This is a genomic window from Cupriavidus sp. DF5525, from assembly GCF_040149425.2.
GTDB classification, from domain to species: Bacteria; Pseudomonadota; Gammaproteobacteria; order Burkholderiales; family Burkholderiaceae; genus Cupriavidus; species Cupriavidus pickettii_A.
In genome coordinates this window covers 361,155-373,940 of sequence record NZ_CP168266.1, presented here as the reverse complement: position 1 = coordinate 373,940, position 12,786 = coordinate 361,155, and the positions used below count along the sequence as shown (strand labels likewise).

Here is a 12,786-nt window from a genome sequence, read left to right as displayed (position 1 = left end):
GCGCTTGAGCGCGCCACTCTCCCCTTTGCCATCACTTACAGGCCTGGCACACCCCTTGCGTAATGTGGACCGGGCCCGTCAACGGCGACCGGCCCACCCCACATAAGCAGCCGCTATCCCATGTAGCAGCTGTTCAGGACAACGGCGTCCCCTGAACCGGCCATGACCCGATCACACCGATCACTGGCCCGGTTTGCGGGACGCCACTTGTTTTTTTGGAGCAAGGGACGATGACCGGCAAAGCCACCCGCATCGAGCTGATGAGCTTGAGCACCCCGCAGATGCGCGCCTTCCACCTGACCTGGATGGCGTTCTTCGTCTGTTTCTTCGCGTGGTTTGCCTGCGCGCCGCTGATGCCCGTGCTCAAGGGCGAATTCGGCCTGACCCCGGGCCAGATCGCCAACATCAATATCGCCGCGGTGGCGGTGACCATCCTGGTGCGCCTGGTGATCGGCCCGATGTGCGACCGCTTCGGCCCGCGCAAGACCTACACCGGCCTGCTGGCGGTGGGCGCGCTGCCGGTGCTCGGCGTCGCCCTGGCGCAGAACTATGAGACCTTCCTGATCTTCCGCCTGCTGATCGGCGCGGTTGGTGCCAGCTTCGTGATCACGCAGTACCACACCTCGGTGATGTTCGCGCCCAACGTGGTCGGCACCGCCAACGCGGCCTCGGCCGGCTGGGGCAATGCCGGCGGCGGCGCCGCGCAGGCCATCATGCCGCTGCTGCTGGCCGCGGTGCTGATGCTGGGCGCCGACCACGCACTCGGCTGGCGCTTTGCGCTGGTGGTGCCGGGCGTGCTGATGCTGATCATGGCCGTCGTCTACTGGCGCTTCACGCAGGACTGCCCGGAAGGCAACTACTCGGACCTGCGCGCCCGCGGCATCGCCATCGCCGGCAAAGACGGCGGCAAGGGCGGCGGCTGGGCCAGCTTCCGCGCCGCCAGCGCCAACTATCGCGTGTGGCTGCTGTTCATCACCTACGGCGCCTGCTTCGGCGTTGAGATCTTCATCCACAACATCGCCGCCTCGTATTACGTGGACCGCTTCGGCCTGAGCCTGAAGGCCGCCGGCCTGGCTGCCGCGAGCTTCGGCCTGCTGGCGCTGTTTGCCCGCGCGCTGGGTGGCTGGCTGTCGGACAAGGCAGCGCGCCGTCGCGGCCTGGATGCACGTGCCACGCTGCTGTTCGTGCTGATCATGGGCGAAGGCCTGGGCCTGCTGTGGTTCGCGCAGGCCGGCAGCGTGACGCTGGCCGTGGTCGCGATGCTGCTGTTCGGCCTGTTCACCCACATGGCCTGCGGCGCGACCTACGCCCTGGTGCCCTTTATCGACCGCAAGGCGCTGGGCGGCGTGGCCGGGATCATCGGCGCGGGCGGCAACGTCGGCGCCGTCGCCGCGGGCTTCCTGCTCAAGGGCCTGGGCGACCTGCAGCACACGCTGACCGTGCTGGGCGTGCTGGCCACCATCGCCGCCCTGTGCGCCATCGCCATCCGCTTCAGCGCCGAGCACAAGGCCCAGGAGCAGGCGCTGTACGACAGCGCGCTGGCCAACTGAATCCCCTGCATCGCCCCCACAGCACAACAAGCAGCAAAGACTGACTACCGGACAAGGAAAGCATCATGAAACTGATCATCGTCGGCCACGGTATGGTGGGTCACAAGTTCCTGGAATGCCTGGCGGAAGCCGGCGCGCAGAACCTGGAAGTGACCGTCCTGTGCGAAGAACCGCATCCCGCCTACGATCGCGTGCACCTGTCCGAGTTCTTCGCCGGCAAGTCGGCCGAAGACCTGTCGCTGGTGCCCGCCGGCTTCTTCGAGCAGCACAACAACATGCTGCTGCGCCTGAATGCCCGCGCGGTTGAGATCGATCGCGCCGCGCGCACGGTCAAGGTGTCCACCGGTGAGACCCTGTCCTATGACAAGCTCATCCTGGCCACCGGCTCCTACCCCTTCGTGCCGCCGGTGCCGGGCAAGGACCGCAAGGACTGCTTCGTCTACCGCACCATCGAGGACCTGGAAGCGATGCGCGAATGCGGCGCGCGCTCCAAGACCGGCGTGGTCGTCGGCGGCGGCCTGCTGGGCCTGGAATGCGCCAAGGCGCTGCGCGACATGGACCTGCAGACGCACGTGGTCGAGTTTGCTCCGCGCCTGATGGCGGTGCAGGTCGATGAAGGCGGTGGCCGCATGCTCCGCCAGAAGATCCAGGGCCTGGGCGTGACCGCCCACACCGGCAAGAACACCGTTGAAATCGTCGACGGCGAAGACGGCACGCACCGCATGGTGTTTGCCGACGGCACGCACCTCGACGCCGACATGATCGTGTTCTCGGCCGGCATCCGCCCGCGCGACGAACTGGCGCGCGCCAGCGGCCTGGCGGTGGGCGAGCGCGGCGGCATCGCGGTGGACAACACCTGCCGCACCTCGGATCCGGACATCTACGCCATCGGCGAATGCGCGCTGTGGCAAGGCAAGATCTACGGCCTGGTGGCCCCGGGCTACGACATGGCTCGCGTGGCCGCACGCCACCTGCGCGGCGAAAGCGCCGAGTTCGGCGGCGCCGACATGAGCACCAAGCTCAAGCTGATGGGCGTGGACGTGGCCAGCATCGGCGATCCGCACGGCACCGTGCCGGGTGCGCGCTTCTACCAGTTCAGCGACGACCGCAAGGAGGTCTACAAGAAGCTGGTCGTGTCTGACTGCGGCAAGTACCTGCTGGGCGGCGTGCTGATCGGCGACGCCAGCGAGTACGGCACGCTGCTGCAGATGATGCTCAACAAGATCGAGCTGCCCGAGTCGCCGGAATTCCTGATCCTGCCCGACAGCAGCGGCAAGGCCAAGCCGGCGCTGGGCGCCGATGCCCTGCCCGACACCGCCCAGATCTGCTCGTGCAACAACGTCTCCAAGGGCGAGATCTGCGGCGCCGTGTGCGACGGCGCCACCAGCATCGGTGCGCTCAAGACCTGCACCAAGGCCGGCACCGCCTGCGGCGGCTGCGTGCCGCTGGTCACGCAGATCATGAAGGCCGAGATGAAGAAGCAGGGGATGGCGGTCAACAACCACATCTGCGAGCACTTCCCCTTCTCGCGCCAGGAGCTCTACCACCTGGTGCGCGTGGGCAAGTTCAAGACCTTTGACGCGCTGCTGGAAGCGCAAGGCAAGGGCATGGGCTGCGATATCTGCAAGCCGGCGGTGGGCAGCATCCTGGCCTCGTGCTGGAACGAGTTCGTGCTCAAGGAAGAGCACGCCAGCCTGCAGGACTCCAACGACTACTACCTGGCCAACATCCAGAAGGACGGCACCTACTCGGTGGTGCCGCGCATGCCGGGCGGCGAAGTCACGCCCGAAGGCCTGATCGCCGTGGGCCAGGTCGCCAAGAAGTACGGCCTGTACACCAAGATCACTGGTGGCCAGCGCGTGGACCTTTTTGGTGCACGCGCCGAGGAACTGCCCTTTATCTGGGAAGAACTGATCGCCGCCGGCTTTGAATCGGGCCATGCCTACGGCAAGGCGCTGCGCACGGTGAAGTCGTGCGTGGGCTCGACCTGGTGCCGCTATGGCGTGGGCGACTCGGTCGGCCTCGCCATCGAACTGGAGAACCGCTACAAGGGCCTGCGCGCGCCGCACAAGATCAAGTTCGGCGTATCCGGCTGCACCCGCGAATGCGCCGAGGCACAGGGCAAGGACGTGGGCGTGATCGCCACCGACAAGGGCTGGAACCTGTACGTCTGCGGTAACGGCGGCATGAAGCCGCGCCACGCCGAACTGCTGGCGAGCGACCTCGACCACGACACGCTGGTGCGCTACATCGACCGCTTCCTGATGTTCTATGTGCGCACCGCCGACCGCCTGCAGCGCACCAGCGTCTGGCGCGACAACCTGGAAGGCGGCCTGGACTACCTCAAGGCCGTGGTCCTGGACGACAAGCTGGGCATCGCCGCGGAGCTCGAATCCGAGATGCAGCACGTGGTCGACACCTATGAAGACGAGTGGAAGAAGGCCGTGACCGATCCGGAGACGCGCAAGCGCTTCCGCCACTTCGTCAACAGCGACCGCCGCGACGACAACCTCGTGTTTATCGAAGAGCGCGGCCAGATTCGTCCCGCCACGCCGGAGGAACGGAACTTGCAGCGCTCCCGGTTGGGCCACATTCCCGTGGTCGCCGTGCCCGCAAAAGCAGCCTGACCGCGCCCGAAATCAAGGAGAACGTGATGAGCCATTCCCACCATCCCGAAAGCTGGACCGCCGTCTGCACCGTACGCGATATCGTGCCCAATACTGGTGTGTGCGCACTGGTAGGCGACAGGCAGATCGCCGTGTTCCGCATCGGCCGCGGCGAAGAGGTCTACGCCATCGACAATTTCGATCCCAATTCGCAGGCCGCGGTACTGTCGCGCGGGCTGGTGGGCAACCTGGGCGACCGCCTGGTGGTGGCCTCGCCGATCTACAAGCACCACTTCGACCTGCGCACCGGCGAATGCCTGGAGGCGCCGGAGCACTCGGTCAATGCCTACGGCGCGCGCGTCTATGACGGCAAGGTATGGGTCGCCGCCAGCGTGGTGCTGTGCGAGGTCGAAGAAGAACTGGCCGCCTGATACCGCCCTTCCGCCCTCGATGTTCGCCCTACGCTCACCTTTTTGCCTTGGAGATGCCGGCATGACGCCATCCGCCAACCCGCAGTCCCGCCCGCGCCTGGTCGTTGTCGGCAACGGCATGGCTGGCATGCGCACCGTCGAGGAGCTGCTCAAGCTCGCCCCGGACCTGTACGACATCACGGTGTTCGGTGCCGAGCCACACGGCAACTACAACCGCATCCTGCTGTCGCCGGTGCTGGCCGGCGAGAAGACGGTGGCGGACATCATGCTGAACACGCGCGAGTGGTATGACGAGCATGGCATCGAGCTGCTCGCCGGTGATCCGGTAGTGGCGATCGACCGCCCGCGCCGCGTCGTGCGCTCGGCCTCGGGACGCGAGGTGCACTACGACCGCCTGTTGCTGGCCACCGGCTCCAAGCCCTTCATCCTGCCGGTGCCGGGCCATCAACTCGACGGCGTGATCGCGTTTCGCGATATCCAGGACGTGGAAACCATGCAGCACGCCGCGCGCAACCACCGCCATGCGGTGGTGATCGGCGGTGGCCTGCTCGGGCTGGAGGCCGCCAACGGGCTGCTGCGCCAGGGCATGGACGTGACCGTGGTGCACCTGCCCGACAGCCTGATGGAGCGCCAGCTAGACAAGCCCGCCGCCACGCTGCTCCAGAGCGCGCTCGAACGCAAGGGCCTGCGCTTCCTGCTGGGCGCGCAGACCGCGGAGATCCTCGGCACCGACCGCGTCACCGGCGTGCGCTTCAAGGACGGCAGCGAGATCCCCGCCGACCTGGTGGTGATGACCGCGGGCGTACGCCCCAATATCGAACTGGCCGCCGGCGCCGGCCTGCATTGCGAGCGCGCCATCGTCGTCGATGACACGCTGCAGACCTACGATCCGCGCATCTATGCCGTGGGCGAGTGCGTGCAGCACCGCCAGGCCACCTTCGGTCTGGTCGCGCCGATCTGGGACCAGGCCCGCGTGTGCGCCGCCCACCTCGCCGGCGCCGGCCATCGCCGCTACGTGCAGCAGGCCACCGCGACTAAACTGAAAGTGACCGGCGTGGACCTGTACTCGGCCGGCGACTTCATCGGCGGCGAAGGCAGCGAGGACCTGGTGCTGCGCGATGCGCGCCGCGGCGTCTACAAGCGCCTGGTGCTGCAGGACGGCTACCTGGTCGGCGCCGTGCTGTACGGCGACGTGCAGGACGGCCCCTGGTACTTCGACATGATCCAGCGCCGCACGCCGGTGGCTGCGCTGCGCCAGCGCCTGCTGTTCGGCCAGGCGCAGTGCGAAGCGCTCGCCGCATAAGCATCACCGTAAGCTATACAACGCCCCCGCACGGAGAACGCGTGAACCTGTCCGACATCCCGGTCGTTTCGGCTACCCCGACCATCACCACCGCCACCACCTGCCCGTATTGCGGCGTCGGCTGCGGCGTGCACGCCACCGTGCGTGCCGACGGCCAGGTCGAGATCGCGGGCGACGCGCAGCACCCGTCCAACTACGGCCGGCTGTGCGTCAAGGGCTCGGCGCTGGGCGAGACGGTGGACCTCGAAGGCCGCCTGCTCCACCCCAAGCTGCGCGACGCGGACGGCAGCCTGCAGCAAGTGTCGTGGGACCGTGCGCTCGACACCGTGGCACAAGGCTTCTCCGACATCATCCGTCGCCATGGGCCGGACTCGGTCGCGCTCTATGTCTCCGGACAGCTGCTGACCGAGGACTACTACGTCGCCAACAAGCTGATGAAGGGTTTCATCGGCAGCGCCAATATCGACACCAACTCGCGCCTGTGCATGTCGTCGGCCGTGGCCGGCCACAAGCGCGCCTTCGGCGAAGACCTGGTGCCGGGCAACTACGAAGACCTGGAACTGGCCGACCTGGTGGTGCTGGTGGGCTCCAACACCGCGTGGTGCCACCCGATCCTGTTCCAGCGCCTGTCCAAGGCCAAGGAAGCCCGCCCCGAGATGAAGATCGTGGCGATCGACCCGCGCCGCACCGCTACCTGCGAACTGGCCGACGTGCACCTGGCAATCCGCCCGGGCACCGACGTGTGGCTGTTCAATGGGCTGCTGAGCTACCTGGCGCGCGAAGGCCACACCAATGCGGCCTTCGTTGCCGCAAGCACCGCGGGTCTGGACGAGACCCTGCAGGCCGCAGATGCCGCCTGCGCCGATCCGGCTGCCGTGGCGCGCGCCTGCAAGCTCAACGTGCAGGACGTGCTGGCCTTCTACCAGCTGTTCGCGGATACGAATAAGGTCGTGACCGCCTTCTCGCAAGGCGTCAACCAGTCGTCGTCGGGCACTGACAAGGTCAACAGCATCATCAACTGCCACCTGCTGACCGGCCGCATCGGCGAGCCGGGCATGGGCCCGTTCTCGCTGACGGGACAGCCCAACGCGATGGGCGGGCGCGAGGTCGGTGGCCTGGCCAATATGCTGGCCGCGCACATGGAGCTGGCCAACCCACTGCACCGCGAGGTCGTACAAAGCTTCTGGCAGTCGCCGGTCGTCGCCGACCGTCCGGGCTTGAAGGCGGTGGAACTGTTCGAAGCCATCGAAGCCGGCCGCGTCAAGGCGGTATGGGTGATCGCCACCAACCCGGTGGTGAGCCTGCCCGACGCCGACCAGGTGCGCCGCGCACTGGCGAAGTGCGAACTGGTGGTCGCCAGCGACATCATCGAGCGCACCGACACCAATGCCGGCGCGCACGTGCTGCTGCCCGCGCTCGGCTGGGGCGAAAAAGATGGTACGGTCACAAACTCCGAACGGCGCATCTCGCGCCAGCGCGCCTTCCTGGCGGCGCCGGGCGAGGCGCGCGCCGACTGGCGCATCCTGTGCGACGTGGCGAGCCGGATGGGTTTCAGCGGCTTCGACTATGCAGCCGTGCATGAAATCTTCGACGAACACGCGCGCCTGAGCGCCTGGCGCAACGATGATGCGCCGCGCGTGTTCGATATCGGCGGGCTCGCCGGCATGGACAAGGAGCACTACGACACGCTGGAGCCGGTGCAATGGCCCGTGCCGGCCAATGCCACGACCGATTCGCGCCGCCTGTTCCGCGACGGCCGCTACGCCCACGCCGACGGCCTGGCCCGCTTTGTTGCCACGCCGCCGCGCGCGCCGGCCCATGCGCCGGACGACGATTTCCCGCTGATCCTCAACACCGGCCGCGTGCGCGACCAGTGGCACACCATGACGCGCACCGGCAAGTCGGCGCGGCTGGCCGACCACCTGCCCGAGCCCTTCGTCGACATGCACCCGCAGGACGCGCTGCTGTGCGGCGTCGGTGAAGGCAAGCTGGCGCGCGTCAGCACGCGCTGGGGCGCGATGGTGGCACGCGTGCACCACGGCGGCGGCATCCCGCGCGGCAGCGTGTTCGTGCCGATCCACTGGAACGGCCAGTTCAGCTCGGATGCGCGCGTCGGCGCGCTGGTCAACCCGGTGGTCGATCCCGTATCGGGCGAGCCCGAGTTCAAGCACACGCCGGTGCGCGTGGAGCCGTTCGGCGTGAACTGGCACGGCTTTGTGCTGAGCCGGAGCGAGCTACCGGCCGAGGCGCTGACCTACTGGACGCGCGTGCAGGGCCGCCAGTTCCAGCGCTACGAATTCGCCGGCCGCGAAGCCATCGCCGACCGCGCCACCTGGGCGCGCGCGCTGCTCGGCGTGACCGATCCGGACGCCGACTGGCTCGAGTACGAAGACCGCACCGCTGGCGTCTACCATGCCGGCTACGTTGTCAACGACCGGCTCGAAGCCTGCGTCTACGTGTCTACGCGACCCGAGCTGCCGTCCCGCGCGTGGCTCGCCGGCCTGTTCGGCCGCGAGCGACTCGAGGATACCGATCGCATCGGCCTGCTGCTTGGCCAGCCGATGGAGGAAGGCGCCGATACCGGCCCGACGGTGTGCTCGTGCTTCGGCGTGGGCCGCAACACTATCTGCGATGCGGTGCGCAAGCACGACCTGAAGACGCCGGCCGAGATCACCGCCTGCGTTAAAGCCGGCGGCAACTGCGGTTCGTGCGTGCCGGAGCTGAAGAAGCTGCTGGTGGAAATACGCGTCGCGGAAACTGCCTGAGCGCTGGCTGCGCGCTTCGGGGTAGCATAGCGGCCGGAACCGGCGGGCCAGTCCATGGCCCGGCCGGCCCGCACCGGAGCGCCCGCGTGACCACCTCACCGAACCTGCGTTTTTCCGTCTTTATCGCCGCCAGCCTCGACGGCTTCATCGCCCGCGCCGACGGCGATCTGGACTGGCTTCTCACGGCCACCACCTCCACCGACGATCACGGCTATGCCGCCTACATGCAGTCCATCGACACGCTGCTGCTGGGCCGGCACACCTACGAGAAGGTGCTGAGCTTCGATCCGTGGCCTTACGTGGGCAAGCGCGTCGTCGTAATAAGCAACACGCTCGATGACGCCGCCATCCCGCCCGCGCTTGCGGGTCAGGTCAGCCTGCAGCACGGCACCGTGCACGACGCCGCAGCGGCGCTGGCCGCAGCCGGCGCCAAGAGCGTCTATGTCGACGGGGGCAAGCTGATCCAGTCGTTCCTGGCTGAAGGGCTGATCGATACGCTGACCATCACGCGTATCCCGATGCTGATCGGCAGCGGTATTCCGCTGTTCGGCGATGCCGGGCACGATATCCGGCTGGAGCATCTGCGCACCACGACATACGAAAGCGGCTTCGTGCAGAGCACGTATCGCGTAGCGGCGCCGCTGGCCACGGCAACCCACTGCTGAATTCGATGACGATTCGGTCGGACTAAGCTGGACGCTGGAATTTAATCAACTTGCGTGCTGTTGGAGAGAGCGCCGGCGCTGAATTCCGCGCTCTAAAAAGCAAAAACCCCAGCCTGTTAGGGCTGGGGTTCTGCGGTATAAGAGCCTGGCGATGACCTACTTTCACACGGGTAATCCGCACTATCATCGGCGCGGAGTCGTTTCACGGACCTGTTCGGGATGGGAAGGGGTGGTTCCAACTCGCTATGGTCACCAGGCATAAGGGGTTGCAACGCTGGGGTTGAGGCCAACGCTGCGAATAGGGATGTAGTTGGGGTTGTGCGTCTTGTGTCAACTGTTTCGGCACAGTCGCGATCACACATACCAGATAAAACACACTGGTTATAGGATCAAGCCTTACGGGCAATTAGTACTGGTTAGCTTAACGCATTACTGCGCTTCCACACCCAGCCTATCAACGTCCTGGTCTCGAACGACCCTTCAAGGAGGTCAAGCCTCCAGGGAATCCTCATCTTCAGGCGAGTTTCCCGCTTAGATGCTTTCAGCGGTTATCTCTTCCGTACATAGCTACCCTGCGATGCCTCTGGCGAGACAACAGGTACACCAGCGGTACGTCCACTCCGGTCCTCTCGTACTAGGAGCAGCCCCCGTCAAGATTCCAACGCCCACGGCAGATAGGGACCAAACTGTCTCACGACGTTTTAAACCCAGCTCACGTACCTCTTTAAATGGCGAACAGCCATACCCTTGGGACCGGCTACAGCCCCAGGATGAGATGAGCCGACATCGAGGTGCCAAACACCGCCGTCGATATGAACTCTTGGGCGGTATCAGCCTGTTATCCCCAGAGTACCTTTTATCCGTTGAGCGATGGCCCTTCCATTCAGAACCACCGGATCACTATGTCCTGCTTTCGCACCTGCTCGACTTGTCGGTCTCGCAGTTAAGCACGCTTTTGCCATTGCACTTTAGGTACGATGTCCGACCGTACCAAGCGTACCTTCGAACTCCTCCGTTACACTTTGGGAGGAGACCGCCCCAGTCAAACTGCCTACCATGCACTGTCCCCGACCCGGATTCACGGGCCAAGGTTAGAACCTCAAACAAACCAGGGTGGTATTTCAAGGACGGCTCCACGTGAACTAGCGTCCACGCTTCAAAGCCTCCCACCTATCCTACACAGATCGGTTCAAAGTCCAATGCAAAGCTACAGTAAAGGTTCATGGGGTCTTTCCGTCTAGCCGCGGGGAGATTGCATCATCACAAACACTTCAACTTCGCTGAGTCTCGGGAGGAGACAGTGTGGCCATCGTTACGCCATTCGTGCAGGTCGGAACTTACCCGACAAGGAATTTCGCTACCTTAGGACCGTTATAGTTACGGCCGCCGTTTACCGGGACTTCAATCAAGAGCTTGCACCCCATCATTTAATCTTCCGGCACCGGGCAGGCGTCACACCCTATACGTCCACTTTCGTGTTTGCAGAGTGCTGTGTTTTTATTAAACAGTCGCAGCCACCATTTTATTGCAACCCCGTCACCCTTCTGGCGCAGGCCAGTCAAGCTACCAGGGCGTACCTTATCCCGAAGTTACGGTACCAATTTGCCGAGTTCCTTCTCCCGAGTTCTCTCAAGCGCCTTAGAATACTCATCTCGCCCACCTGTGTCGGTTTGCGGTACGGTCTCGTATGACTGAAGCTTAGAGGCTTTTCTTGGAACCACTTCCAATTGCTTCGCAGCACTAGGCCGCTCGCCCCACATCCTTGAATTCCGCGCCCGGATTTGCCTGAGCGCCTTCTCCAATGCAGGGACCGGGACTTCCAACACCCGGACAACCTTCCGCGATCCGTCCCCCCATCGCATCATACGACGGTGCAGGAATATTAACCTGCTTCCCATCAGCTACGCATCTCTGCCTCGCCTTAGGGGCCGACTCACCCTACGCCGATGAACGTTGCGTAGGAAACCTTGGGCTTACGGCGAGGGGGCCTTTCACCCCCTTTATCGCTACTCATGTCAGCATTCGCACTTCTGATACCTCCAGCATCCTTTACAAGACACCTTCACAGGCTTACAGAACGCTCTCCTACCACGCACTTGCGTGCGTCCGCAGCTTCGGTGACTGGCTTAGCCCCGTTACATCTTCCGCGCAGGACGACTCGATCAGTGAGCTATTACGCTTTCTTTAAAGGGTGGCTGCTTCTAAGCCAACCTCCTGACTGTTTTAGCCTTCCCACTTCGTTTCCCACTTAGCCAATCTTGGGGACCTTAGCTGGCGGTCTGGGTTGTTTCCCTCTTGACACCGGACGTTAGCACCCGATGTCTGTCTCCCGTGATTGCACTCTTCGGTATTCGGAGTTTGCTATGGCGGGGTAATCAGCAATAGACCCCCCAACCATGACAGTGCTCTACCCCCGAAGGTGAGACACGAGGCACTACCTAAATAGTTTTCGGAGAGAACCAGCTATTTCCAGATTTGTTTAGCCTTTCACCCCTATCCACAGCTCATCCCCTAACTTTTCAACGTTAGTGGGTTCGGTCCTCCAGTACGTGTTACCGCACCTTCAACCTGGCCATGGATAGATCATCTGGTTTCGGGTCTACACCCAGCGACTCAACGCCCTGTTCGGACTCGCTTTCGCTACGCCTTCCCTAATCGGTTAAGCTTGCCACTGAATGTAAGTCGCTGACCCATTATACAAAAGGTACGCCGTCACCCCCGAAAGGGCTCCGACTGTTTGTATGCATGCGGTTTCAGGATCTATTTCACTCCCCTCCCGGGGTTCTTTTCGCCTTTCCCTCACGGTACTGGTTCACTATCGGTCGATCACGAGTATTTAGCCTTGGAGGATGGTCCCCCCATCTTCAGACAGGATTTCACGTGTCCCGCCCTACTTGTCGTACACCTAGTTCCACAACGCTGTTTTCGCATACAGGGCTATCACCTGCTAGGGCCGGGCTTTCCATCCCGTTCTGCTAACAATGCTGCTAAAGAGTACAAGGCTGTTCCCATTTCGTTCGCCACTACTCTGGGAATCTCGGTTGATTTCTGTTCCTGCAGCTACTTAGATGTTTCAGTTCGCCGCGTTCGCTTCCCACACCTATGAATTCAGTGTGGGATGACCCATACGGGCCGGGTTTCCCCATTCGGACATCTCCGGATCAAAGCTTGTTTGCCAGCTCCCCGAAGCTTTTCGCAGGCTACCGCGTCCTTCATCGCCTGTGATCGCCAAGGCATCCACCACATGCACTTGTTCGCTTGACCCTATAACGAGTGTGTCTCGATCGCTCGAAGACCTCGCTACAGGATGAGTTCTCGCATTTGTGCCGTATTCCAAGTCATCTTTCGATCACTTAAATACATTTTGGTTGATACAATCACAACCCGGTATCGCGTTGGTACTGCAGCGTCTCATCAACGCTCGCGCGACACCTTTACTACATCCCATATTGTTAAAGAACAGCCG

General features: G+C 63.7%; 6 protein-coding genes and 2 rRNA genes. 6 read left to right on the top strand and 2 right to left on the bottom strand.

Features of this window, described 5'->3' with window-relative positions; translation table 11 throughout:
- Window positions 1-230: 230 nt before the first annotated feature.
- The 6 genes from ABNX08_RS22870 (at window position 231) to ABNX08_RS22845 (ending at window position 9,320) form a co-directional block, all read left to right on the top strand.
- Window positions 231-1,550: an MFS transporter gene (locus tag ABNX08_RS22870; RefSeq protein ID WP_022537979.1), complete on the top strand. Its 1,320-nt coding sequence runs from the start codon at window positions 231-233 to the stop codon at window positions 1,548-1,550.
- 65 nt (window positions 1,551-1,615) lie between these two features.
- On the top strand, window positions 1,616-4,177 hold the full coding sequence (nirB, locus tag ABNX08_RS22865) for a nitrite reductase large subunit NirB (RefSeq protein WP_022537978.1): 2,562 nt from the start codon (window positions 1,616-1,618) through the stop codon (window positions 4,175-4,177).
- Window positions 4,178-4,203: 26 nt separating this feature from the next.
- On the top strand, window positions 4,204-4,587 hold the full coding sequence (nirD, locus tag ABNX08_RS22860; protein WP_022537977.1) for a nitrite reductase small subunit NirD: 384 nt from the start codon (window positions 4,204-4,206) through the stop codon (window positions 4,585-4,587).
- A 61-nt stretch (window positions 4,588-4,648) separates the two neighbouring features.
- Entirely contained in the window at window positions 4,649-5,890 is a 1,242-nt protein-coding gene (locus tag ABNX08_RS22855) for an NAD(P)/FAD-dependent oxidoreductase (RefSeq protein WP_022537976.1), read from the top strand.
- 41 nt (window positions 5,891-5,931) lie between these two features.
- On the top strand, window positions 5,932-8,655 hold the full coding sequence (locus ABNX08_RS22850; RefSeq protein WP_022537975.1) for a nitrate reductase: 2,724 nt from the start codon (window positions 5,932-5,934) through the stop codon (window positions 8,653-8,655).
- Window positions 8,656-8,741: 86 nt separating this feature from the next.
- On the top strand, window positions 8,742-9,320 hold the full coding sequence (locus ABNX08_RS22845; protein WP_022537974.1) for a dihydrofolate reductase family protein: 579 nt from the start codon (window positions 8,742-8,744) through the stop codon (window positions 9,318-9,320).
- 143 nt (window positions 9,321-9,463) lie between these two features.
- Here ABNX08_RS22845 and rrf read toward each other — a convergent pair.
- Both rrf and ABNX08_RS22835 read right to left on the bottom strand, forming a co-directional pair.
- Window positions 9,464-9,577 (bottom strand): 5S ribosomal RNA (gene rrf, locus ABNX08_RS22840).
- Between the two features lie 128 nt (window positions 9,578-9,705).
- A 23S ribosomal RNA gene (locus ABNX08_RS22835) occupies window positions 9,706-12,584 on the bottom strand.
- Between the last annotated feature and the right edge of the window lie 202 nt (window positions 12,585-12,786).

What these genes read in the sequence shown, in the direction of transcription:
- ABNX08_RS22870 (WP_022537979.1), top strand. Translation starts at nt 231, where the DNA reads ATGACCGGCAAAGCCACCCGCATCGAGCTGATGAGCTTGAGCACCCCG.
- nirB (WP_022537978.1), top strand. Translation starts at nt 1,616, where the DNA reads ATGAAACTGATCATCGTCGGCCACGGTATGGTGGGTCACAAGTTCCTG.
- nirD (WP_022537977.1), top strand. Translation starts at nt 4,204, where the DNA reads ATGAGCCATTCCCACCATCCCGAAAGCTGGACCGCCGTCTGCACCGTA.
- ABNX08_RS22855 (WP_022537976.1), top strand. Translation starts at nt 4,649, where the DNA reads ATGACGCCATCCGCCAACCCGCAGTCCCGCCCGCGCCTGGTCGTTGTC.